Raw genomic sequence first — 21,882 nt, 5'->3', positions numbered from 1 at the left:
TTATAGAATTGCCCGGCCGCAGGACAACTGTGCCGGTCAACAAAACGAGGGGACTTCGCAAAATGCTTAGCGTCGAGGTGCGTGACCAGCTGGCGGCCGACCTCGCCCAGGCCGAACGCAGCCGCGTGCCCATCAGCCCGTTGACCGACGGAAACCCCGATATCGACGTCGTCGACGCCTACGAGATCCAGCTGCTCAACATCCGGCAAAGGGTCGCCGAGGGGGCGCGCGTGATCGGACACAAGGTCGGCCTCTCGTCGGAGGCCATGCAGAAGATGATGAACGTCGACGAGCCCGATTACGGGCATTTGCTCGACGAGATGCAGGTCTACGAGGACAAGCCGGTTCCGTCGGCCAATTACCTTTACCCGCGGGTGGAGGTCGAGGTCGGGTTCATCCTTGCCGACGACCTGCCCGGCGCCGGCTGCACCGAGGACGACGTGCTCGCGGCGACGGCCGCGTTCGCCCCCGCGATCGAGCTGATCGACACCCGCATCACCGACTGGAAGATCAAGCTCTGCGACACGATCGCCGACAACGCCTCGTCGGCGGGCTGGGTGCTCGGAGAAGCGCGGGTGTCGCCCAAGGACATCGACATCCGCAATATCGATGCGGTACTGACCAACAACGGCGAGGTCGTCGCGGAGGGCCGCAGCGATGCGGTGCTCGGAAACCCGGTGACGGCGGTGGCATGGTTGGCCCGCAAGGTGGAGGGCTTCGGGGTGCGTCTCAAGGCCGGTGACATCGTGCTGCCGGGGTCGTGCACGCGTGCGATAGATGCACCGCCGGGCAGCAATTTCGTCGCGGACTTTACCGAGTTAGGTTCAGTCCACCTGAGTTTCGAGTAGTAGGGAAATCACAATGACCGGAAGGTCCGAGAAGAGCACAGTCGCGATCGTCGGGTCGGGAAACATCAGCACCGACCTGCTGTACAAGCTGCTGCGCTCGGAGTGGCTCGAACCCCGTTGGATGATCGGGATCGATCCGGAGAGCGAAGGCCTCGCGCGGGCGCGCAAGCTCGGCCTCGAGACGTCTCATGAGGGCGTCGACTGGCTGCTGGCGCAGAGTGAGAAGCCGGATCTGGTGTTCGAGGCCACGAGTGCGTATGTGCACCGAGACGCCGCACCGCGCTACGCCGAGGCGGGTATCCGCGCAATCGATCTGACTCCCGCCGCCGTCGGCCCCGGCGTGATCCCGCCGGCCAACCTGCGCGAGCACCTGGATGCGCCGAACGTCAACATGGTCACCTGCGGCGGCCAGGCCACCATCCCGATGGTGTACGCCGTCAGTCGTGTCGTGGACGTGCCTTACGCGGAGATCGTGGCATCGGTGTCGTCGGCGTCGGCCGGTCCCGGTACTCGCGCCAACATCGACGAGTTCACCAAGACGACGAGCGCAGGTGTGCAGAACATCGGCGGCGCCAAGCGCGGCAAGGCGATCATCATCCTCAACCCGGCCGATCCGCCGATGATCATGCGCGACACCATCTTCTGCGCGATCCCCGAGGACGCCGACCACGACGCGATCACGCAGTCGATCAAGGACGTGGTAGCCGAGGTGCAGACCTACGTGCCGGGGTACCGGCTGCTCAACGAGCCGCAGTTCGACGAACCGACGGTGTACAACGGTGGCAACCACCTCGTCACCACATTTGTGGAAGTGGAGGGTGCGGGCGACTATCTGCCGCCCTACGCCGGAAACCTGGACATCATGACCGCCGCGGCGACGAAGGTCGGCGAAGAGATCGCGAAGGAGCGGGCGTCTGCGACGGCCGGAGGAGGCCAAGCATGAGCATCGACGACATCTACTTCGACCCGATGTGGGACATCCGGATGACGGACACCTCCCTGCGGGACGGGTCGCACCACAAGCGTCACCAGTTCACCAAGGACGAGGTCGGTGCCATCGTCGCGGCGCTCGACACCGCGGGTGTGCCGGTCATCGAGGTCACCCACGGTGACGGGCTCGGCGGATCCAGCTTCAACTACGGGTTCTCCAAGACCCCCGAGCAGGAGCTCATCAAGCTCGCCGCCGAGACGGCCAAGGAGTCCAAGATCGCCTTCCTGATGCTGCCGGGTGTGGGCACCAAGGAAGACATCAAGGAGGCGCAGAACAACGGCGGCTCGATCTGCCGGATCGCCACCCACTGCACCGAGGCCGACGTGTCGATCCAGCACTTCGGGTTGGCCCGCGAACTCGGCCTGGAGACCGTCGGCTTCCTGATGATGAGCCACACCATTCCGCCGGAGAAGCTGGCCGCGCAGGCCCGCATCATGGCCGACGCGGGCTGCCAGTGCGTGTACGTCGTCGACTCGGCGGGCGCGCTGGTACTCGAAGGGGTGGCCGACCGGGTCGCCGCGCTGGTCGCCGAACTCGGTGACGACGCCCAGGTTGGTTTTCATGGCCACGAGAACCTGGGCCTCGGTGTCGCCAACAGCATCGAGGCGGTGCGGGCGGGCGCCAAGCAGATCGACGGATCGTGCCGCCGCTTCGGCGCCGGTGCGGGCAATGCGCCCGTCGAGGCGCTGATCGGGGTCTTCGACAAGATCGGCGTCAAGACCGGTATCGACTTCTTCGATATCGCCGACGCCGCCGAAGAGGTGGTCGCGCCCGCGATGCCGCAGGAGTGCCTGCTGGACCGCAACGCGCTGATCATGGGTTACTCCGGCGTGTACTCCAGCTTTCTGAAGCACGCCATCCGTCAGTCCGAACGCTACGGCGTGCCCGCGCATCAGCTGTTGCACCGGGCGGGCCAGCGCAAGCTGATCGGCGGCCAGGAGGATCAGCTCATCGACATCGCGCTGGAGATCAAGCGCGAGCAGGACGCCGCGCCCACGAAATAGCATTCGCGCCGAACGTTCGGCGGTGATTGGTGACTCGTGGACCCGACCTGCACGATGGTGTGCATGGCAACACAGGCGACGCGCGAGCAGGCCCAGGAGATCCTCGAAAAGCTGGCCGGACCGACGGCGACGCTGCGTGACGACCAGTGGGCGGCCATCGAGGCCCTGGTGGTTGCGCGCCGACGGGCGCTCGTCGTCCAGCGCACGGGCTGGGGCAAGTCGGCGGTGTACTTCATCGCCGCCAAACTTCTTCGTGAAGCGGGCCGCGGCGCGACGGTGATCGTGTCCCCGCTGCTGGCGCTGATGCGCAACCAGGTGGCCGCCGCGGAACGGGCCGGGGTCCATGCCGCCACCATCAATTCGAGCAACGTCACCGACTGGGACGAGATCCACGAGCGGGTACGCCGCGGCGATCTCGATGTCCTGTTGGTCAGCCCGGAACGGCTGAACAACCCCGACTTTCGCGATCAGGTGCTGCCCGCGCTGGCCCACGACGCCGGACTCGTCGTGGTCGACGAGGCGCACTGCGTTTCGGACTGGGGCCACGACTTCCGGCCCGACTACCGGCGTATCCGCACGCTGATCGGCGAACTCGGCACCGACGTTCCGGTCCTGGCCACCACGGCGACCGCCAACGACAGAGTCGTCGACGACGTCGCCGCCCAGCTGGGTGTCGGGGGACACGACACGCTGGTGCTGCGCGGCGGACTGGATCGCGAATCACTGAGGCTGTCGGTGGTCAAGGCGGGCAATCCGGCCCAGCGCGCGGCTTGGCTTGCGGCGCATATCGATTCGCTACCCGGATCCGGGATCATCTATACGCTCACCGTCGCGCAAGCGCATGACGTCGCGGCACTGCTGCGCGAGCAGGGCCATGAGGTCGCCGCCTACACCGGGTCCACCGAAGCGGCCGAACGCGAACAGCTCGAGGCAGATCTGCTCGCCAACAGGGTCAAGGCGCTCGTCGCCACGTCCGCGCTCGGGATGGGTTTCGACAAGCCCGACCTCGGCTTCGTCGTGCATCTCGGTGCGCCGTCCTCGCCGATCGCCTACTACCAGCAGGTCGGTCGTGCGGGACGGTCCACGGAGCGCGCGGAGGTCATCCTGCTCCCCGGTCACGAAGACCAAGATGTCTGGCGGTATTTCGCCTCCGTCGCATTCCCGTCGGAGGCGATGGTGCGCAACGTGATCGGCGCGCTGGAACCCGAGCGTCCGCAGTCCACACCCGCGCTGGAGCCGCTCGTCGACCTGGGTCGGTCCCGGTTGGAGATGGTGTTGAAGGTCCTCGACGTCGATGGTGCGGTGCGGCGCGTCAAGGGGGGCTGGATCGGCACGGGAGCAGCGTGGGAATACGACGAGCCGCGCTATCGGAAGCTCGACGAGGCTCGCAAGCGAGAGCAGCAGGCGATGCTGGACTACCAGAGCACCGGCCAATGCCGGATGGCGTTCCTGCGTGGCCAACTCGACGATCCATCACTGCGAGACGGCGAACGGTGCGGCCGCTGCGACAACTGCACGGGCGAACACGTCAACGCCGACGTCGACGAGAATACCGCCGAGGCCACCAGACAACGGCTCATGCGGCCGGGGGTCGAGCTCACACCGCGCAAGCAGTGGCCGTCGGGGCTGGCCAAACTCGGCGTCGACCTGAGCGGGAAGATCGGCGACGGCCCGGCTACCGGACGCGCAATCGGACGACTGACCGACCTCGGCTGGGGTGCGCGGTTGCGGCGCCTTCTCGACGAACCCGACGGCGAAGCGTCCGACGACGTGGTGGCCGCGGCGGTGAAGGTGCTGGCGTCGTGGGACTGGGCCGAAAGGCCGACGGCGGTGATGGCGCTCGATTCGGACCGCCATCCGCTGCTGATCTCGTCGTTGTGCCGCGAACTGGCGCGACTCGGCAGGCTGACCGACCTGGGCACCCTGCAGTACGCGCCGACGCGGCGTGCGGTGACCGCGGCGAACTCGGCGTACCGCGTCGCCGCCTTGCACGGGGCGTGGACACCGCCCGATGCGGATGTCGTCGGATCCGCAGGCGGACCGGTGCTGCTCGTCGACGACCTGTCCGACAGCGGCTGGACGCTGACGATGGCCGCCAGAGTCGTACGCGAGGCCGGGGCGCCCGAGGTCCTGCCCTTCGCGCTGGCGAGCACCAGCTGAGCTGGGGTTTGTTTAAGCCCGCCCCCAGACCGGTTACGCCCTTCGCAGCGACCGAACGGTTGCCCACTGAAGGAGTGATTCGATGAAGATGTCCGAAACGACCGTGCGACGCGGCCTGTACGGCATGTTCGCGGGGGGTCTACTTGCTTTCGGTTCCGCCGCGATCGTGCTGCCGGTCGTGAGTGCGCAGCCCGCACCCGGCCCTGCACCGGAACCACCGAACTGCAGCATCAGCACGATCGCCGACACCTCACGCATGGTGTCGGAGTCCACGAGCACCTACCTGGCCGGCAATCCCGCGGCGAATACCGCACTCACGGACATCGTGGCCAAGTCGCCCAACGAGGTGACGCAGGAATTCCGCGCGTACTTCGCGGCGAATCCGCAAGTCGAAACCGAGCTGATGACGATCAACCAGCCGGCCATCGATCTGGCCAGCCAATGTGGCGTCGAGGTGGCACCCACTCCGATCACTGCGGCACTGACCGACCTTTAAAACGTTCGAACACGCACCGCGCCGGACCTCCACACCGGCGCGGTGAGTGCGTTCAGCGGGTGGGTTTCACGCCGCCCAGCTGCGCGCTGACCGCGTCGGCAGTGGCCACCAGAGCGCGCGCGCGTTCGACAATCTCGTTGTCCGTCAACGATTTTCCGATGTGCATCGATGCCACCATCACCTGTCGCTGGTAGTGGTCGTACACCGGAGCCGAGATCACGCTGATGTCGTGACGTTTGCGCCCGCCGCTTGCGTTCTCGTCGCGCAGGTACACCCGTTCGCCGATGTCGGAAACCAATTCGCCGAGCAGCGCCCGTAATTCGTCGGGCAGTGTGCTCGACATGCCCGCCATCAACGAATACAGCCGTCGCCCACCCGGGGTCAGCCGCTCGACGAGGTACCCGTCGTGGCGGCACCTGGCGATCACCCGATTGCGCCGGTCGGATTGGGTGCGCAGCGGGATCGTGGGCTCTTTGGCCAGCCAGTTGCGTTCGGCCTCCTCGTCCCACAGCACGAACATCAGCCCGACGGGCGGGGCGAAGGGGTAGCTCTGTCCGACTTCGACGCCGGGCCGTGCGCCCGCGGGCGCCACCAGGTCGAGCAGCGTGATGCGGTCGTCAATGACGCCAGATAACGCCGCGGTGACCCCGAAGCGGGCCGAAAGGCGGCGGAGTTCCTCGCGCGCCGCCGGACTGACTCGCATCGACTCCTGCGCCTTGTGTCCGAGCGTGATCAGGGACGGGCCGAGGCGATAGGTCTTGTCGGCGGTGTCGCGCACCAGATAGCCCGCGTCCGCGAGCGAGGTGGCGATGCCAAGGCACGTCGGCTTGCTCAGCCCGACCCGGCGGGCCAGCTCCGAAACCCCGAAGCGTTCCTGGGGGCGCTCGGCGAGGAAGTCGAGAATGCGCACGACCCGGTCTGTCGGCGGCGATGCGCGGCCGGAAGACTCGGGAGCGGACACCTCTGCAGAGTACCTGCCGTTCCATATATGGACCGCGTCGGTCGATATATTGACTCTTGCTAGAACGCGTTCTAGTTTCAGTGGTGTGTACTCACAGCCATTGGCCGAGGCCATCGCCGAGGCCGAGAGCCTCGTCGCCGCCGCGCCCTTCATCGAAACCGAAGCAGATCTCCTCGAAGGTCTGCAGTACCTTGCGGGATGCATCGCGGCGTGCACGCACGTCGCATTCGACTACGACCGCGACCACCCCTTCCTCCACAGCGGGACCGGTCCGTTCACCAAGATGGGGCTGGACAACCCGGACACCATGTACTTCGGAACGCGGGTGCAGCCTGGCTACGAATACGTGGTCACCGGCACGCGTGGCACGACGACGGATGTGAGTTTCCAGCTGCTCGGCGGTGAGTACACCGATGCCAACGTGCCCGACAGCGAGACGGCGTTCGACGACCGCAAGCTCGACATCGCCGCCGACGGCACCTTCGAGTGGCGGTTCACTCCGCCCGGGCCATCCCAGCTCGTCATCCGCGAGGTGTACAACGACTGGTCTGCCCAGCGCGGGACCTTCGCCATCGCGCGCACCGACACCGAGGGCACAGCGCCGCCGCCACTGTCCACCGAACTCATCACGAAGCGCTACGCCGTCGCGGGTAAGCAGCTCGTCCAGCGGGTCAAGACCTGGCTGCAGTTCCCCAAATGGTTCTACGACGACCTGCCCGTGAACACGCTGACGGCACCCCGCCTCACCCCTGGCGGGCTCGCCACCCAGTATTCATCCGTCGGCCACTACGACCTGTCGCCGGATCAGGCCATCGTGATCACGCTGCCGGTCTCCGACGCGCCCTATCTCGGCTTCCAGCTCGGCAGCTTCTGGTACATCTCGTTGGACTACATCAACCATCAGACGTCGCTGAACGGGACTCAGGCGCAGGCGGATCCGGATGGCAAAATCAGGATTGTGGTGTCCGATGCCAACCCCGGCGTGACGAACTGGTGCGAAACACTCGGCCACGCCAAGGGCTATCTGCAGTTCCGCTGGCAACGAGTCTCGCGCGAGCTGACCGAGGCCGACGGACCGACGCTCGAAGTGATCGATATCGACAAGGTCGCCTCCGCGCTGCCGCACTACGAGTCGAACAAGATCTCGGACGAAGACTGGCGCGCGCGAATCGCGCTCCGCCAGAAGCAAATCGGCGAAAGAATGGTGGGATAAAGTGCTGCTCGAGAACAAGGTTGTCGTCATTTCCGGTGTCGGACCGGCGCTGGGCACCACGCTGGCCAAGCGATGTGCGGAGGCGGGTGCGGATCTCGTGCTGGCCGCCCGCACCGTGGAACGGCTCGATGACGTCGCCAAGCAGATCACCGACATCGGCAGGCGCGCGGTGACGGTCGGCACCGATATCACCGACGACGCCCAGGTGAACAATCTCGTCGAGCAGACCCTCGAGGCATACGGCAGGGTCGACGTGTTGATCAACAATGCGTTCCGCGTGCCGTCCATGAAACCGTTCGCCAACACCACGTTCGAGCACATGAAAGACGCGATCGAACTGACGGTGTTCGGCGCGCTGCGGATGATTCAGGGATTCACGCCCGCTTTGGCCGAGTCGAAGGGCGCCGTGGTCAATGTGAACTCGATGGTCGTGCGCCACTCGCAGGCCAAGTACGGCGCGTACAAGATGGCCAAGTCGGCGCTGCTGGCGATGTCGCAGACGCTGGCGACCGAACTCGGCGACCAGGGTATCCGGGTGAACTCCGTTCTGCCCGGCTATATCTGGGGCGGGACCCTGAAGGGCTACTTCGAACACCAGGCCGGCAAGTACGGCACCAGTGTGGATGAAATCTACAACGCTGCGGCGGCGGGGTCTGACCTCAAGCGCCTCCCCACCGAGGACGAGGTCGCCTCTGCCATCTTGTTCATGGCCAGTGACCTGTCCAGCGGCATCACCGGTCAGGCGCTGGACGTCAACTGTGGGGAGTACAAGGCCTGATGACTGCGCGGACCGATGTCGGCACCGTCGAGGACCTGCACGCTTCGGCGATAAAAGCCTGCGGCCTCGACGATTTCGGTGTCGACGACGACAACTATCGCGAAGCGCTGTCCGTGCTGCTGGAGTCGTTCAGGCGCGACGCCGACCTGACCGAGATCGGCAGCAAGATGAACCGGTTCTTCGTGCGCAATGCGCTCGTGGCCCGGCTGGTGTCGGAGGCGGCGTTCAAGCAGTACCCACAGCATGCCGACATTGCCGTCGAACGGCCCATCTTCGTCACCGGGCTGCCCCGTACGGGCACCACCGTCATCCACCGCCTGCTCACCGCCGACCCGCGGCACCAGGGTCTGGAGCTGTGGCTGGCAGAGTTCCCGCAACCGCGCCCGCCACGTGAAACGTGGTCGGATAATCCGGTTTTCAGGCAGATCGACGCGCAGTTCGCCAAGGCACACGAGGAGAACCCGGATTACACCGGGCTGCACTACATGACCGCCGACGAGGTCGAGGAGTGCTGGCAGCTGCTGCGCCAGTCGCTGCATTCGGTGTCCTACGAGACGCTCTCCCATCTGCCCACCTACTCACAGTGGCTTGCCAAGCAGGACTGGACGAAGTCGTATCAGCGGCATCGAAAGAATCTTCAACTGATCGGGCTCAACGAACCCGAAAAGCGTTGGGTGCTCAAGAATCCGAGTCATCTGTTTGCACTCGACGCGTTGTTCGCGGCTTACCCCGATGCGCTGGTGGTGCAGTGCCACCGGCCTGCGGAGACCATCATGGCGTCGATGTGCTCATTGGCGCAACATACGACCGAAGGGTGGTCGAACTCGTTCACCGGGGCGCAGATCGGTGAGGACGCCATGGAGACGTGGTCACGAGGTCTCAAGCGGTTCAACGACGTTCGCGCCGATCACGATCCCTCACAGTTCTGCGACGTCGACTACTTCAAGTTCGTCAAGGATCCGATCTCGGCCGTCGAGGACATCTATGAACATTTCGACATCGAGTTCACCGGCGAGGCCCGCGCGGCGATAGCCGACAGTCATGCCGAGAGCCAGAAGGGTCCCCGTGCGCCGAAGCACACCTACTCGCTGGCCGACTACGGCCTGACCGACGAACAGGTCAAGGAACGCTTCAAGGGGCTGTGACGGTCAGGCCGTCGTATTGGCCAATGCCTCAATGCGATTCAGCGCCTCTGTGGCCAGGGTGTGCACCGGGTAGCCGCCGTACGCGCCACACGTCGAGATCTCGATCGCCGCGTTGTGAGACGCGACGAATGTGCTGTCACAGGCCCAGTCGCTGGCTCTGAAGGACCACAGCAGGATGTTGGGTGAGCTGGCTGGCACGGGCGGCAGCAGCGTGAAATCGTATGAACGGCCGTGCATATCGGTGACGGTGAAGGGTGCGTTCGCGCAAGCGGCCAAGGTGCTCTTCGCCTGCGACAGCGCGTTCTTCGCGTCGTAGTCCGCGTGGTAGACGCCGACCATCTCCTCGATGTAGATCTGGCGTCCAACATCGTCGACCATCCAGTGCCCACCGTCCGTCGCCGCCGGGTCGAGGTCGAAGATGAAAGGCGGGTCCACCTCCTTGGCAACGCCGCTGCACTCCTCGGGTTCGACGGTGGAAAACAGGTTGCCGTCGTACTTCTCGACACTCGGGCTCAACAGGTCGACGACCTGTCCTGCGGTGATCGGCGCCACCGGCGCAGTCGCATTCGGGTGGGGGTTGTCGACCACCCGGGTGCAGCCTGAAACAACGAAGACGAGCAGAACGGCGAGCGCTCGTTTTCGCATGTCGGCAGTTTAAAGACCCCTACGCAGTCAATACAGGGGTGTTGTCGGTCACACGTTTGCGTTAGGCTGGCACAGTAATTGGGATAGTATCCCTAAAATCGGGATAGGCGGTGACCGCCATGGCAGACAAGAGCATCGACGGCGACGACATCGACGGCCAGGTCGCCGTCGACGGAATGAAGTCGCCGGATCAGCCGGCCGACCAGCGGACGGTGCGAAGAGCGGCGTGGGCCGGGCTCATCGGCACCGCGCTGGAGCAGTACGACTTCGTCATCTACGGCACTGCCGCCGCGCTGGTGTTCAACGACATCTTCTTTCCCGAGGTCTCACCGGCCGTCGGTTTCATCGCGTCCTTCAGCACCTACGCGGTGGGGTTCGCGGCGCGACCGCTGGGCGGCCTGTTCTTCTCTCACTTCGGCGACCGGTTGGGACGCAAATGGGTCCTCGTTGCGACGCTGTTCTTGATGGGCATCTCGACCTTCTTCATCGGACTTCTGCCCACCTACGACCAGGTAGGGCTGTGGGCGCCGATCCTGCTCGTGTTTCTGCGTGTCCTGCAGGGCTTTGGCGCGGGCGCCGAACAAGCAGGCGGCATCGTGCTTCTCACCGAAACGGCGGCGAAAGGCAGGCGTGGGCGCTACGCCTCGCTCGTGTACGTCGGCGCCGCGGCCGGAACGGTGCTCGGGGCGGTGATCTGGATCCTCGTCCAGCTGTGGCCAGAAGACGACGTCATGAACTGGGGCTGGCGGCTGGTGTTCTTCTCGTCGGTCGTCGTGACCGTCGCGGCGTTCATTATCCGGCGCAAGATGTCCGAGTCGCCGGTGTTCAAGGAGCTCAAAACGGAGGGGGTCGTCGAGCGGCAGAAGGCGCCGATCAGCGACGTCCTCAAACACGGAAGGTTCGGCGTCGCGCGGGTGTTCTTCATGAACCTCGGCACCAACGCGCATTCCTACGTCTTCCAGGTGTTCATGGCGAGCTACCTGATCAGCCAGCTCGAGATCGACAAGGCGTTCATCCCGAAGGTGCTCTTGATCGGCGCACTCTTCGCGTGTGTGTCGGCCTACGTCTTCGGCACGCTGTCGGATCGCTTCGGCAGGCGCCCGATGTATCTGATTGTTACTGGATTCCTACTGATCTTCCCGGTGCCGGCATTCATGCTGATTGGTACCCAGAACCTGGTGTTGATCGGGCTCGTGATCGTGCTCGGCTTCGTCTTCGCCGGGTACGGCTCGGTCGGAGTGCAGGCCGCATACTTCCCTGAGCTCTTCGGGTCGCGCTACCGCTACGCCGGCGTCGCGCTCGGTCGCGAGTTCTCGGCGGTGTTCGGCGGCGGAATCGCACCGCTGATCTGTTCGGCGTTGGTGACCTGGGCATCCGGATCATGGTGGCCGGTGGCGATTTACATGATGGCGATCATGGCGATCTCCCTCATCGCCACCATCGTCTCGCCGGAAACCGTCGACCGCGATCTGCTCACCCAAGAGGACGCCGGTGCACGAGTGTCAGTCTGACCTGACCGGGCAGACCGCGGTCGTCACCGGCGCATCACGTGGCATCGGGAATGCGATCGCCGAGGGTTTGTTGCGCGCCGGCGCAGATGTCGTGACGCTGCAGCGCGCGAACCCGGCACCCGAGCTGGAACTCATTGCGAACGACTGCGGCCGCCGGTTGACGCACCACAGCGTGGACCTGGCGTCAGAGGCATCGATCCGCGAAGTGGCCGAGACCGTGCTGGCCGAGCAGCCGGTCGACATTCTCGTCAACAACGCCGGAGCCCAGATACGCAACGATGCAATCGATTTCCCGTTGAGCGACCTCGATGTCACGATGAACATCAACGTCCGGGCGGTGTTTGCGCTCTGCCAGCTTTTCGGCGCACCAATGGTCGAACGCGGGCGCGGCAAGATCATCAACCTCGCGTCGATGCTGAGCTTTCAAGGCGGATATCGAACATCCGCGTACGCAGCCTCCAAGGGCGCAGTCGTACAACTGACCAAAGCGTTGTGCAACGAATGGGCGGCGCACGGCGTGAACGTCAACGCCGTCGCGCCGGGGTATCTGGCCACCGAGATGACCGAGGCGCTCAGGGCCGATGCCACGCGTAGCCGCGAGATCTCGGCGCGCATCCCTGCCGAGCGGTGGGGCACTCCGAGTGATGTGGTCGGCCCCGTCGTATTCCTCGCGTCCAACGCAGCGGACTACGTCCACGGTGCAGTGATACCGGTGGACGGCGGATGGCTGGCGCGATGACGAGGGTCGATTTCTCACCACTTCTCGCCGACGATCCGGTGATCGCGGTGCTGCGTGCCGACCATGCGCGCGAGTATCCACCCGTCATCGCCGCACTTCTCGCAGGTGGTGTGCGCGCGATCGAACTGACGCTCAGCACGGCCGGGGTATTCGACCACATGAAGAGCCTCGTCGCCGAATTCGGCGATGCAGTGGTCGGGCTGGGCACCGTCACCACCGGCGCCCAAGCCGAGACCGCGATCGAGAACGGCGCGAAGTTCATCGTCACCCCGACGGTGGAGCTGGATGTGATCCAGGCTGCGTGCGATGCGGGAGTACCCGTCTTTCCGGGCGGGTTGACGCCGACCGAGCTGTACCGGTGCTGGGAGGCGGGTGCCTCGGCGGTCAAACTGTTTCCCGCCTCCACGGTCGGCCCCCGCTATATCGCCGACATCGGCGGCCCGTTTCCGGATATGAGGATCATCCCCAGCGGCGGTGTCGGTTTGGATGACGTCGATGCGTGGATCGCCGCGGGTGCACCTGCGGTCAGCATCGGCGGCCCTCTGTTGGGTGATGCGTTCAAAGGTGGCGATCTCGACGCGCTGAGCGCGCGGGCGCGACAGTTCAGGGCCGCTGCAGGCGAGGCGCTCGCGCAGCGGAAGGCAGTGCAATGACCGAGAACTCAGTCAGCGACGTGGTCACGCTGGGGGAGACGATGGCACTTTTCCGTGCCACTCACCCCGGACCGTTGATGCATGCGTCGGAGATGACCCTCGGCATGGGCGGATCAGAGTCGAACTTCGCGATAGCCCTTCGCCGGCTTGGTTCGACAGTCACCTGGGTCGGGCGGATCGGCGTCGACAGCTTCGGCGAGTACATCCGCCGCGAACTCGCCGCGGAGCAGGTGGATGCGGCCATCGTGGCCGATCCGGGTGCGCCGACCGGCTTGATGATCAAGGAGCGGCGCACCGCGTCGACGCAGAAGGTGTGGTACTACCGGGCGGGCAGTGCGGGTTCGCGCCTTTGTCCCGGAGACCTTCCGCTCGAGAAGATCCGCAGCGCCCGCGTTCTGCATGTCACCGGAATCACCCCCGCATTGTCCGAATCGGCCGCCGACACCGTCGACTACGCGATCGAGGTGGCCCGCGGTGCGGGGGTCATGGTGGCGTTCGACGTCAACTACCGGGTGGGCCTGTGGTCACCCGACGTCGCCGGGCAGACGCTGCGCAAGTTGGCCGGGCGCGCCGATGTCGTCTTCGCGAGCGACGACGAGGCGGCTCTGATCGCCGGCCCCGCCGCCGATGCCGCCGACCTCGCGCACCGGATCGCCGAACTCGGACCCGCACAGGTGATCATCAAACTCGGCGCACGCGGGTGCGCGGCGCTCATCGACGGCGTCGAGCACCGCACCGATGCCGTCAGCGTCGACGCACTGGACACCGTCGGAGCGGGCGATGGATTCGTCGCCGGTTACATCTCCGAACTGCTGGCGGGCTCGAAGCCAACGGCACGGCTCGACACGGCGGTGCGGGTCGGAGCATTCGCCTGCCTCGTACCAGGCGACTGGGAGGGAATGCCGCGGCGCTCCGAGCTGGGACTGCTCGACTCCAGCGAACCGGTCACCCGTTAGGGATTGCGCCCCAATAGGTTTCCAAACCGGTGGCAAGTAGTGGAGACAGCGCGCGTTCCGCGTCGCGCAGGTACTCGACCACCTCGGCGCTTCGTGTCGCCGGCATATGCACGCTCGGAGCCGACACGGATATCGCGACCGTGGTCCGACCGTGCGCATCGGGGATACCGATTGCCACACAGGTGATTCCGAGCTCGTTCTCCTGATCCTCGACCGCGTACCCACGCTCGCGAGTCTGCGCCAAGCCGGCCAAGAACTCGTCGAGCGAACGGACGGAGTGCGGCGTGGGTGTCGCCTTCGCGTCGAAACGGGCCGCCGCCTCGTTGTCGGGTAGCGCGGACAACAGGGCCTTACCCATGGCCGTATTCTGTGCGCGCAGCCGGATGCCCGGACGCGACATCATCTCGATGCCGCGACGGCCGCGGGCCTTGGCGAGATAGAGAATGTCGGTGTCGACCAGCACACCGAGATGTGTGGCATCGAGTGTGCGCGCCGATACCGCCTCCAGCTCCGCCTGTATCGCGCGGGATACATCGATGGATGCCTGTGCGTGGCTGCCCAATTGGAGCAACTTGATTCCCAGCTGATACTCGTGATTGGCGCCAAGGGTGAGAAAGCCGGTATCGACCAACGTGGTCAGCATGCGGTGCGTCGATGAACGGCTCAGGCCCGCAGCACGGGCGATGTCATCCAGGCGGGTGATGCCCCCGGCGACGTGGTCGAGCAACCCGAGTCCCCGTTCAAGCGTCTTGGCTCCGCTGTCTGCCACGCGTCAAGTATCCCCGAAATTCGGGCAGCGTACCGGATATCGGGATAGGACTCAGCCGTCGCCGGGGGACGGTGCCGACGACATCTCCTCCAGGCAGCCTTCGGCGACAGCGTGTTTGATGCTGCCTGCGAGCTTCGGGCAGGACTTCTCGCGGGCGGGGTCGCCGCCCGACTCGCGGATGTCGGCGAAGTAGGCGCAGCGTCGGGTCGCCTCGCTGCTCCACTGCACCGACGTGTGCGCCGGCCCGAGCTTCTTCACGTCGACCGCAACGTGGCAGAACCTGCAGTCGACCGACACCAGACCCGACGTCAGATAGCGCTCGCGGTCACGCGCAGTGGCCTCCCGCAGGGCCTCGGCACGATCGTCGCCGAAAGCCGGTGCCTTAGACCAACTTCGAGCCCCGGTTTCCTTCGAATCCCCAGTCTCGCCATGGGCATGGTCGTCGTCGTCGTGAACGCCGTGCAGAAGCAACATCGACCTCGCCAGCTGGTCGACGTCCGGGGCGTCCTTACGCGGGGTCATGAGCTCGCTTGCTCTGCCTTCTCCTGCTCGTCCTGCTCAGCGGCCTTCTTGAGGTTCTCCTCAACCTCGACGTGCCATTTCTCGTTGGCCGCAGTGGTGTCGACCTCGATCTCGAAGCGGTCGGTCATATCCGGAGTCACATCGGCGACGTCGACATAGAACTGCTGGTACCAGCGGCGCATCTGGTAGACGGCACCGTCCTCCTCGACGAGCAGCGGATTGTCGATGCGCGTCTTGTGCTTCCAGATCTCGACGTCCTGCAGGAAGCCCTTGCTGACGCCCTCGGTGAAGACGCGGGCGAGCTTGTCGGTGGTGGCCTCGTCGAGGCCCTTGGGCTTTTCGACGATGACGCCCCACTGCAGCACGAAGGAGTCCTGGCTGACCGGGTAGTGGCAGTTGATCAGGATCGACTCGGCCTTGAAGCCGCCGTAGTTGTTGTGCAGCCAGTTGATCATGAAGGACGGGCCGAAGTAGGACGCCTCCGAATCCAGGTGCGCCTCGCCGTACGAGGTACCCAGATCACTGACGTCCGGCCTGCCGACGTTGTGCAGATACTGCGACGCGATGTGGCCCTCGAACACGTTCTTGAAGTACGTGGGCAGGCCGAAGTGGATGTAGAAGAAATGCGCCATGTCGGTGACGTTGTCGATGATCTCGCGGCAGTTGCTGCCCTCGATGAGCATCGTGTTCCACCGCCACTCGGTCCAACCATCGTCGGCAGCCTCGGCGATGTCGGGGATGCGCACCTCTTCTTGCGGTGGGTTGCCCTCGTGGTCATGCCAGACGAAGAGCAGACCGCCGCGGACGTCAGTGTGCCACGCCTTGGTGCGGGCCAGGCGGGGGGTGCGCTTGGCATACGGCACCAGCTTGCACTTGCCGTCGCCACCCCAGCGCCAGTCGTGGAACGGGCATGCGATCTCGTCGCCCTTGATCGTGCCTTGCGACAGGTTGCCGCCCATGTGGCGGCAGTAGCCGTCGAGCACGTTGAGCTCGCCGTTGGAGTCCGCGAACACCACGAGCATGGTGCCGAAGATCTCCACGCCGCGCGGCTTGCCGTCCAGGTAATCCTTCACAGGGCCCAGGCAGTGCCAGCCCCGCGCAAACCGGTCTGGAAGTGCTCCGGTGTCGATTTCGCGAACGGCTGCAGTTTCGGTAGTCACGGTGGGCCTCCCGTTTTTGTGGCTCTAACTAGAACACGTTACAGTTTTCCCCTGCTGCCGCGCAATCTAAACGCCTCTACCTTGCGGTATATCTAGACGATGCCGTTGTACTCGTTCGAGGGGCGGTCACCGACCGTCGACCCCACCGCTTTCATCGCGCCTACCGCCACTTTGGTCGGTGACGTGCACGTCGAAGCGGGTGCGTCGATCTGGTTCAACGCGGTACTCCGGGCCGATTACGCCCCGATCGTGGTTCGCGAGGGCGCGAATGTCCAGGATTGCTGCGTACTGCACGCTCCACCGGGCATTCCGGTCGACGTCGGACCGGGTGCCACGATCGCGCACGGATGTGTGGTGCACGGGGTGCACATCGGCGCACAGGCGGTACTGGCCAACCACTGCACCGTTCTCGACGGCGCTGTCATCGGCGCCCGCAGCCTGATCGCCGCGCATTCGCTGGTCATCGGTGGTACCAAGATCCCCGACGAGGTGGTCGCGACCGGTGCTCCCGCGAAAGTCCGAGGACCGGTCGCAGGCACGGGCGCCGAGATGTGGGTGAACACCAACCCCGGCGCCTATCAGGATCTTGCCCGTCGCTACTTGACAGGTCTGCAACCGATACCCGACTAGGTGATGGCCCCTGACGTCTCGGAATCAGTCGCTCAGCTTGACCAGCAACAGGAAGGCGCTGGCCAGTCCGCCGACCATCGCTGCGCACACGGTGGGGACCAGGACCAAATCCGCCCAGCTGACCCCACACAGCAGCAGTACGCCCGTGCCTGCCACACCGCCTGCGGTCAGGGTCGACGGATTGACGAGGTCGAGCGTGCGGGCCATCGGGGTGCGTGAATCACTCTGTCCAGCAAGGCGATCCAGGATGATCAGCACTACGGCGACGCACACGGCCAGGGCCAGCAGTTCCGCTCCGAGGACCCAGTCCGGCTGCAGAGGAATCGATAACAGCACCGCGAGCAGCAACAATGCGGCAAATATCACGAGCGTCTGCGCGGCCCTGCTGCGCAGGTCGGCCGATCCGGCGATCCGTCCTGCATGGATCGACATAGCCACGAAAAGGAGGCCGACGAGCGCCCCTGCGGATCCTCCGACGACGACGGCGAATGTGTCCCATTCATGCATCCTGCAAAGCTAGTACCGTATTCGCATGTCGTTGGGTCAGGTCAGCGCGCTGTGGCGCTATCCGGTGAAGTCCCTCGGGGGTGAGCAGGTCGAGCAGATCGACATCGGCACCCGCGGTCCACATGGCGACCGGCTCTGGGCGGTACGCGACCTCGAACGGGACGTCACCGCGACGGCCAGGCGCATCCCCGCGCTGTTGGGGGCGACGGCCCGTTACGTCGCTCCGTTGGCTTCCGATGCCGGCCCCGGCAACGCGCCCGAGGTCGAGATCACCTTCCCAGACGGCACTGTGCGCTCCAGCAGTGATCCCGATGTGCACAAGACGCTTTCCGAGTTGGCCGACCGCGATGTGCGACTCACCGCGTTGCCGCCCGCCGATGACACCAGCCTGCACAAGCTGAGCCGCGACGAGCGCGAGAACATGTCGATCGCCGCGTTGCGCAAGGATTTCGGGATCGCCGAGGGGGAGAAATTCCCGGACATGTCGATGTTCCGGGTCACGGACCTCACGATGCTCGGCAAGTATTCGACGCCGCCGGGCATGTTCGTCGATCTGGCTCCGGTGCACGTGATGACCAAGACGAGCCTGGAGACCATCGGCGCCGAGCTCGGCGGTGACGACGTCGATGTGCGCCGCTTCCGGCCCAATATCCTGTTGGCACTGGAGAATCCGGAAGACGGGCTGCCCGAGTCGAACTGGAGCGGCGGTCGCCTCTCACTCGGCGGGGCCGTGCTCGACGTGACCATGCCGACCATCCGGTGTGTCGTACCGAGTCGCGCGCAGCCCGGCTTCGACGTCGACCGTCGAATCACCAAGGCGGTCGCCGGCCGGGCGAACCGTTGCCTGGGCGTCTATTGCTGGGTGGGCACCGGCGGCGCGGTGAGTGTCGGCGACGAGGCGACGCTGAAGGCAGGCAAGAACCGCGCGCTCGCCGAGGCCGCCCGCCGCACGAAGCGCTTCGCGTTTGGTGTGGCGACCGGCGCCATGGAGCGATTGGGGCGCTAGGCGCTCGGTGGGAGCCCGGTCCTCAACGCGATCTGCTGCATCTTGCCGATGTTGATGACGAACTGGTCTGTGGTGACGTCCCCCGGTGCGCTTTGGAACTCCAGGCGCACCAACGCGGGACCCTCGGTGAACAGCAGCAGCGTGACTGCCTTGCTGCCGTCCTTCGACATGCCGACGGCCATCGTGCCGTCGGTGCCGACAGGAGCGGGTCGTGACGTGGCGCCGGTCAGCGTCGACCCGAGCGCGGGCAAGGCGTCACGTAACGTGGCGGCCGCCGTCTCGGCATCCGGATAGATCACGATGGTGTCGGCGATGGCCCGGGTGTCGTCCTGGTTGACGTATAGGGCACTCGCACCGGGCAGTCCGTCCGGGCCCGACGGGGTGCTCGATTGTTCCGTGAACGTGTCTTCGTCGTCGCTGACGTCGGCCGGCTGGAGCAGTAACCGGCTGTAGTCGACCACCTTCTTGTCGTCGGTCGTCTGTGTGGTGGTCGGAGTCATCGGCACTGAAGGGATCGTCGCGGCGGGTTGGCTTCCGCCGCTGCCCCCCTGGTCGATGCCCGATGAAGAATCACAGCCGATCGCTGCGGCGCACACCAGCGCTGCTATGGCGACGGTCGATCTGGCTTTGGAAACTTTTAACAATGTGATGTGACTTGGCTCTCGTGTTGGTGCGTGCGGTCGCCGCCCAACCTACCCGCGCTAGACCTTTCGCGCGCTCGCCGTCGCCTTGTCGACTTCCCAGAACGCCCGCAGCGCAACGATCTTGCCCTCGGAATTCACGCGATAAGTGAAGATGCCCTCGGCCTTTACCTCGTAGCCTGCGGCCCTGATCACAATGTGACCGACGTTGGCCTCCTCGTTGCCGCACTGATACGTCTGCTGGAAGTTGAACGTCAGGTCACTCGGTGCGATCGCCATGTCGTAAAACTTGGCGATCGCCTCCTTGCCCCGGTGGCCCTTGCCCTCGGGGTCGAAATGCGACGGTCCGATCGGATCCTCGATGATCGCATCGTCGGCGAAGTTCGCCAGCCACGCGTCCTTGTCGTGGGCGATCGCCGCCTCACGTGAGCGCTTACCCGCCAGGTGAACCGCTGCGTTCGGATCCGTGACGGTCATGTCTCAGTCCTGCCAGCCCGACTGGATGTAGGTCTCGGCGAAGCGCTTCATCGAATCGATCTTCTCGTCCACCGGGGCGTCGAAGGCGAGGCCCTCGAACACCCACGGAATCCCGATGTAGTCGGTGACACCCGCCGCGACCAGGTCGCGGTGGCCGTCGACACCGAACTTGTCGATACACACGGCCTGGTATTCGAACGGATCGTCGGCTCGGCCGTTCTCAGCCAGCAGCTTCTTCAGCTTGGCGATCGTTTCGGCCAGCTGGTCGCACGTCATCATCGCGCTGGTCCAGCCGTCACCGATCCGGACGGCGCGTTTGAGCGCGACGTCGGTGTGCCCGCCGACGTAGAACGGCACCGGCACGGCCGGTGCGGGGCTCATCTGCAGCCGGTCGAAGTCGTAGAACTCACCGTGGTGTTCGACCATACCCCCGGCGAGCACCAGCTTGATGACGTCGATCATCTCGTCTACACGCTTGCCGCGCTTCGCGTAGGGCACCCCGCACCACTCGAATTCCTCAGGTGCCCAGCCGATCCCGACACCGAAACCGAACCGGTTGTTGGTGAGGTTCGCCACCGACCCGACCTGTCGGGCCAGTAACAACGGATTGCGCGAGCCCAGCTTCATCACGTTGGTGTAGAAGCGCAGTCTCGAGGTCACCGCACCCAATGCACCCGCGAGGATCAACGGATCGACCCATGGCGAGTTCTCATCGAACATCCGCTTGCCGTCGGCAGTGTAGGGATAGTCGACGGATTGCTTCTCGAAATAGAAGATCGAGTCCGGCAGCGCGATGCTGTCGAAGCCGAGTTCTTCAGCCGCTTTAGCAATTTCGATCAGCTGGTCGAGTGGGGTGAACGCGATGCTGACGGTGTACTGCATGCGTGTCATGACTTGGCGGCCGGCTTGTCAGCCCCGACGACCCACATCGAGTAGTACTGCGAACCGCCGCCGTAGGCGTGGCCCAGCGCCTTGCGGGCGCCTTCTACCTGATGCTCGCCTGCCTTGCCCATCACCTGAATCGCAGCCTCGGCGAACCGGATCATGCCGGATGCGCCGATCGGATTGCTCGACAGCACACCACCAGACGGGTTGAACGGTATGCGACCGCCGATCGCGGTTTCACCGGCCTCGGTGAGTTTCCAGCCCTCGCCCTCGGGCGCAAAGCCCAGATTCTCCAGCCACATCGGTTCGAACCACGAGAACGGCACGTACACCTCCGCGACGTCGATCTCGTCGATCGGGCTCGTGATCCCCGCGTCGCGCCACAGTGCGGCTGAGGCGTCGCGCCCGGCCTGCGGGTTCACCTGATCGCGGCCGGAGTAGGCCAGCGGTTCGGTGCGCAGCGCGGTGGCGTGCACCCATGCGACGGGATGGCCTTCTGCCACACGGGCGTCGGCGATCTCCTCGTTGCCGATCACCAACGCGCAGGCGCCGTCGGATGACGGACAGGTCTCGTCGAACCGGATCGGGTCCCACAGCATCTGGGACTCCATCACCTTCTCCAGCGTGATGTCGGGCTGGTGCAGGTGGGCCAGCGGGTTCTTCGCCCCGTTGAGGCGGTCCTTGACCGCGACCATCGCGCCGATGTGCGTCGGTGCGCCCGAACGCCGGATGTAAGAGCGCACGTGTGGGGCGAAGTACCCACCCGCGCCCGCGCCCACCGGCTTGGTGAACGGCACCGGAATGCTCAACGCCCACATGGCATTGGACTCCGACTGCTTCTCCCACGCCATGGTCAGCACGCGGTTGTACTTGCCGGACTGCACCAGACTGGCCGCCACGACCGCGGTCGACCCGCCGACCGAGCCCGCGGTGTGTACCCGGATCAGCGGCTTACCGGTGGCGCCCACGGCGTCGGCCATGAACAGCTCGGGCATCATGACGCCCTCGAAGAAGTCGGGCGCCTTGCCGACCACCACGGCGTCGATGTCGTCGAACGTCGAGCCCGAGTCCGCGAGCGCCTTGTCGATGGCCTCGCGCACCAGGCCGTTCATCGAGACGTCTTTGCGTTTGGCTACGTACTTCGTCTGCCCGGTGCCCAGCACCGCAGCGAGTTGGCCCGCCATG

24 protein-coding genes are annotated in these 21,882 nt (G+C 65.2%); 14 read left to right on the top strand and 10 right to left on the bottom strand.

The genetic code is table 11. The features are described from left to right. Positions 1–62: 62 nt before the first annotated feature. The 5 genes from AB4Z42_RS18080 to AB4Z42_RS18060 all read left to right on the top strand — a co-directional run bounded on the left by AB4Z42_RS18080 (position 63) and on the right by AB4Z42_RS18060 (position 5,499). A complete protein-coding gene (locus AB4Z42_RS18080) occupies positions 63–848 on the top strand; it encodes a 2-keto-4-pentenoate hydratase (RefSeq protein ID WP_442010593.1) in 786 nt (261 codons plus the stop codon). A 13-nt stretch (positions 849–861) separates the two neighbouring features. Continuing rightward, a complete protein-coding gene (locus tag AB4Z42_RS18075) occupies positions 862–1,791 on the top strand; it encodes an acetaldehyde dehydrogenase (acetylating) (RefSeq protein ID WP_442010592.1) in 930 nt (309 codons plus the stop codon). Continuing rightward, on the top strand, positions 1,788–2,843 hold the full coding sequence (gene dmpG, locus AB4Z42_RS18070; protein ID WP_442010591.1) for a 4-hydroxy-2-oxovalerate aldolase: 1,056 nt from the start codon (positions 1,788–1,790) through the stop codon (positions 2,841–2,843). The genes AB4Z42_RS18075 and dmpG overlap by 4 nt, the downstream gene beginning before the upstream one ends. A gap of 63 nt (positions 2,844–2,906) precedes the next feature. After that, positions 2,907–5,003 (top strand): RecQ family ATP-dependent DNA helicase, encoded by a 2,097-nt coding sequence (locus tag AB4Z42_RS18065; RefSeq protein ID WP_442010590.1) that lies wholly within the window; start codon positions 2,907–2,909, stop codon positions 5,001–5,003. A gap of 82 nt (positions 5,004–5,085) precedes the next feature. Next, positions 5,086–5,499, top strand: coding sequence for a hemophore-related protein (locus AB4Z42_RS18060; protein WP_442010589.1), 414 nt, complete (start codon positions 5,086–5,088; stop codon positions 5,497–5,499). 52 nt (positions 5,500–5,551) lie between these two features. Here AB4Z42_RS18060 and AB4Z42_RS18055 read toward each other — a convergent pair whose 3' ends face one another. Beyond that, complete coding sequence (locus AB4Z42_RS18055; protein WP_442010588.1) at positions 5,552–6,460, bottom strand: IclR family transcriptional regulator; 909 nt, start codon at positions 6,458–6,460, stop codon at positions 5,552–5,554. Positions 6,461–6,545: 85 nt separating this feature from the next. On the opposite strand from AB4Z42_RS18055, the gene AB4Z42_RS18050 reads away from it, so the two are divergent. From AB4Z42_RS18050 to AB4Z42_RS18040, 3 genes are read left to right on the top strand one after another with little or no spacing between them, the layout of a single operon-like run. Continuing rightward, positions 6,546–7,673: a hypothetical protein gene (locus tag AB4Z42_RS18050; protein ID WP_442010587.1), complete on the top strand. Its 1,128-nt coding sequence runs from the start codon at positions 6,546–6,548 to the stop codon at positions 7,671–7,673. A 1-nt stretch (position 7,674) separates the two neighbouring features. After that, the gene (locus AB4Z42_RS18045; RefSeq protein WP_442010586.1) at positions 7,675–8,451 is read left to right on the top strand and encodes an SDR family oxidoreductase; all 777 of its coding nucleotides are present in this window, start codon (positions 7,675–7,677) and stop codon (positions 8,449–8,451) included. Further along, the gene (locus AB4Z42_RS18040) at positions 8,451–9,596 is read left to right on the top strand and encodes a sulfotransferase family protein (RefSeq protein WP_442010585.1); all 1,146 of its coding nucleotides are present in this window, start codon (positions 8,451–8,453) and stop codon (positions 9,594–9,596) included. The genes AB4Z42_RS18045 and AB4Z42_RS18040 overlap by 1 nt, the downstream gene beginning before the upstream one ends. A 3-nt stretch (positions 9,597–9,599) precedes the next feature. On the opposite strand, the gene AB4Z42_RS18035 is transcribed toward AB4Z42_RS18040, so the two are convergent. Continuing rightward, positions 9,600–10,241 (bottom strand): sensor domain-containing protein, encoded by a 642-nt coding sequence (locus AB4Z42_RS18035; RefSeq protein ID WP_442010584.1) that lies wholly within the window; start codon positions 10,239–10,241, stop codon positions 9,600–9,602. Between the two features lie 119 nt (positions 10,242–10,360). On the opposite strand from AB4Z42_RS18035, the gene AB4Z42_RS18030 reads away from it, so the two are divergent. From AB4Z42_RS18030 to AB4Z42_RS18015, 4 genes are read left to right on the top strand one after another with little or no spacing between them, the layout of a single operon-like run. Continuing rightward, on the top strand, positions 10,361–11,752 hold the full coding sequence (locus tag AB4Z42_RS18030; protein WP_442010583.1) for an MFS transporter: 1,392 nt from the start codon (positions 10,361–10,363) through the stop codon (positions 11,750–11,752). After that, positions 11,733–12,491: an SDR family oxidoreductase gene (locus tag AB4Z42_RS18025; protein ID WP_442010582.1), complete on the top strand. Its 759-nt coding sequence runs from the start codon at positions 11,733–11,735 to the stop codon at positions 12,489–12,491. Before AB4Z42_RS18030 ends, AB4Z42_RS18025 begins: the two co-directional genes overlap by 20 nt. Next, positions 12,488–13,144, top strand: a complete 657-nt coding sequence (locus AB4Z42_RS18020; RefSeq protein ID WP_442010581.1) for a bifunctional 4-hydroxy-2-oxoglutarate aldolase/2-dehydro-3-deoxy-phosphogluconate aldolase — start codon at positions 12,488–12,490, stop codon at positions 13,142–13,144. Before AB4Z42_RS18025 ends, AB4Z42_RS18020 begins: the two co-directional genes overlap by 4 nt. Next, entirely contained in the window at positions 13,141–14,100 is a 960-nt protein-coding gene (locus AB4Z42_RS18015; RefSeq protein ID WP_442010580.1) for a sugar kinase, read from the top strand. Before AB4Z42_RS18020 ends, AB4Z42_RS18015 begins: the two co-directional genes overlap by 4 nt. Here AB4Z42_RS18015 and AB4Z42_RS18010 read toward each other — a convergent pair. The 3 genes from AB4Z42_RS18010 to AB4Z42_RS18000 are packed head-to-tail and all read right to left on the bottom strand — an operon-like array spanning position 14,090 to position 16,551. Next, positions 14,090–14,869 (bottom strand): IclR family transcriptional regulator, encoded by a 780-nt coding sequence (locus AB4Z42_RS18010; protein WP_442010579.1) that lies wholly within the window; start codon positions 14,867–14,869, stop codon positions 14,090–14,092. The genes AB4Z42_RS18015 and AB4Z42_RS18010 overlap by 11 nt on opposite strands. A gap of 51 nt (positions 14,870–14,920) precedes the next feature. After that, entirely contained in the window at positions 14,921–15,391 is a 471-nt protein-coding gene (locus tag AB4Z42_RS18005; protein ID WP_442010578.1) for a hypothetical protein, read from the bottom strand. Further along, positions 15,388–16,551, bottom strand: coding sequence for a Rieske 2Fe-2S domain-containing protein (locus tag AB4Z42_RS18000; RefSeq protein ID WP_442010577.1), 1,164 nt, complete (start codon positions 16,549–16,551; stop codon positions 15,388–15,390). Before AB4Z42_RS18000 ends, AB4Z42_RS18005 begins: the two co-directional genes overlap by 4 nt. Positions 16,552–16,650: 99 nt before the next feature. On the opposite strand from AB4Z42_RS18000, the gene AB4Z42_RS17995 reads away from it, so the two are divergent. Continuing rightward, entirely contained in the window at positions 16,651–17,181 is a 531-nt protein-coding gene (locus AB4Z42_RS17995; protein WP_442010576.1) for a gamma carbonic anhydrase family protein, read from the top strand. 24 nt (positions 17,182–17,205) lie between these two features. On the opposite strand, the gene AB4Z42_RS17990 is transcribed toward AB4Z42_RS17995, so the two are convergent. Beyond that, the gene (locus AB4Z42_RS17990) at positions 17,206–17,688 is read right to left on the bottom strand and encodes a hypothetical protein (protein WP_442010575.1); all 483 of its coding nucleotides are present in this window, start codon (positions 17,686–17,688) and stop codon (positions 17,206–17,208) included. 25 nt (positions 17,689–17,713) lie between these two features. Here AB4Z42_RS17990 and AB4Z42_RS17985 point away from each other — a divergent pair, with 25 nt between their 5' ends. After that, positions 17,714–18,694, top strand: a complete 981-nt coding sequence (locus AB4Z42_RS17985) for an MOSC domain-containing protein (protein ID WP_442010574.1) — start codon at positions 17,714–17,716, stop codon at positions 18,692–18,694. Here AB4Z42_RS17985 and AB4Z42_RS17980 read toward each other — a convergent pair. From AB4Z42_RS17980 to AB4Z42_RS17965, 4 genes are all read right to left on the bottom strand, one after another. Further along, complete coding sequence (locus tag AB4Z42_RS17980; protein WP_442010893.1) at positions 18,691–19,194, bottom strand: hypothetical protein; 504 nt, start codon at positions 19,192–19,194, stop codon at positions 18,691–18,693. The genes AB4Z42_RS17985 and AB4Z42_RS17980 overlap by 4 nt on opposite strands. Positions 19,195–19,395: 201 nt before the next feature. Beyond that, positions 19,396–19,812 (bottom strand): nuclear transport factor 2 family protein, encoded by a 417-nt coding sequence (locus AB4Z42_RS17975; protein ID WP_442010573.1) that lies wholly within the window; start codon positions 19,810–19,812, stop codon positions 19,396–19,398. Between the two features lie 3 nt (positions 19,813–19,815). After that, on the bottom strand, positions 19,816–20,694 hold the full coding sequence (locus AB4Z42_RS17970) for a TIGR03619 family F420-dependent LLM class oxidoreductase (RefSeq protein ID WP_442010892.1): 879 nt from the start codon (positions 20,692–20,694) through the stop codon (positions 19,816–19,818). A 5-nt stretch (positions 20,695–20,699) separates the two neighbouring features. Continuing rightward, positions 20,700–21,881, bottom strand: coding sequence for a thiolase domain-containing protein (locus AB4Z42_RS17965; RefSeq protein ID WP_442010572.1), 1,182 nt, complete (start codon positions 21,879–21,881; stop codon positions 20,700–20,702). Position 21,882 lies beyond the last annotated feature (1 nt).

This window comes from Mycobacterium sp. 2YAF39 (assembly GCF_052114565.1).
Classification (GTDB): Bacteria; Actinomycetota; Actinomycetes; order Mycobacteriales; family Mycobacteriaceae; genus Mycobacterium.
This window is presented reverse-complemented; position numbering and strand designations above follow the sequence as displayed.

Bases quoted from the DNA above. Each gene is read 5' to 3' on its own strand.
- AB4Z42_RS18080 (WP_442010593.1), top strand. From the start codon at position 63: ATGCTTAGCGTCGAGGTGCGTGACCAGCTGGCGGCCGACCTCGCCCAG.
- AB4Z42_RS18075 (WP_442010592.1), top strand. From the start codon at position 862: ATGACCGGAAGGTCCGAGAAGAGCACAGTCGCGATCGTCGGGTCGGGA.
- dmpG (WP_442010591.1), top strand. From the start codon at position 1,788: ATGAGCATCGACGACATCTACTTCGACCCGATGTGGGACATCCGGATG.
- AB4Z42_RS18065 (WP_442010590.1), top strand. From the start codon at position 2,907: ATGGCAACACAGGCGACGCGCGAGCAGGCCCAGGAGATCCTCGAAAAG.
- AB4Z42_RS18060 (WP_442010589.1), top strand. From the start codon at position 5,086: ATGAAGATGTCCGAAACGACCGTGCGACGCGGCCTGTACGGCATGTTC.
- AB4Z42_RS18040 (WP_442010585.1), top strand. From the start codon at position 8,451: ATGACTGCGCGGACCGATGTCGGCACCGTCGAGGACCTGCACGCTTCG.
- AB4Z42_RS18035 (WP_442010584.1), bottom strand. From the start codon at position 10,241: ATGCGAAAACGAGCGCTCGCCGTTCTGCTCGTCTTCGTTGTTTCAGGC.
- AB4Z42_RS18030 (WP_442010583.1), top strand. From the start codon at position 10,361: ATGGCAGACAAGAGCATCGACGGCGACGACATCGACGGCCAGGTCGCC.
- AB4Z42_RS18020 (WP_442010581.1), top strand. From the start codon at position 12,488: ATGACGAGGGTCGATTTCTCACCACTTCTCGCCGACGATCCGGTGATC.
- AB4Z42_RS18015 (WP_442010580.1), top strand. From the start codon at position 13,141: ATGACCGAGAACTCAGTCAGCGACGTGGTCACGCTGGGGGAGACGATG.
- AB4Z42_RS18005 (WP_442010578.1), bottom strand. From the start codon at position 15,391: ATGACCCCGCGTAAGGACGCCCCGGACGTCGACCAGCTGGCGAGGTCG.
- AB4Z42_RS17995 (WP_442010576.1), top strand. From the start codon at position 16,651: ATGCCGTTGTACTCGTTCGAGGGGCGGTCACCGACCGTCGACCCCACC.
- AB4Z42_RS17990 (WP_442010575.1), bottom strand. From the start codon at position 17,688: ATGCATGAATGGGACACATTCGCCGTCGTCGTCGGAGGATCCGCAGGG.
- AB4Z42_RS17985 (WP_442010574.1), top strand. From the start codon at position 17,714: ATGTCGTTGGGTCAGGTCAGCGCGCTGTGGCGCTATCCGGTGAAGTCC.
- AB4Z42_RS17980 (WP_442010893.1), bottom strand. From the start codon at position 19,194: ATGACTCCGACCACCACACAGACGACCGACGACAAGAAGGTGGTCGAC.
- AB4Z42_RS17975 (WP_442010573.1), bottom strand. From the start codon at position 19,812: ATGACCGTCACGGATCCGAACGCAGCGGTTCACCTGGCGGGTAAGCGC.
- AB4Z42_RS17970 (WP_442010892.1), bottom strand. From the start codon at position 20,694: ATGCAGTACACCGTCAGCATCGCGTTCACCCCACTCGACCAGCTGATC.
- AB4Z42_RS17965 (WP_442010572.1), bottom strand. From the start codon at position 21,881: ATGGCGGGCCAACTCGCTGCGGTGCTGGGCACCGGGCAGACGAAGTAC.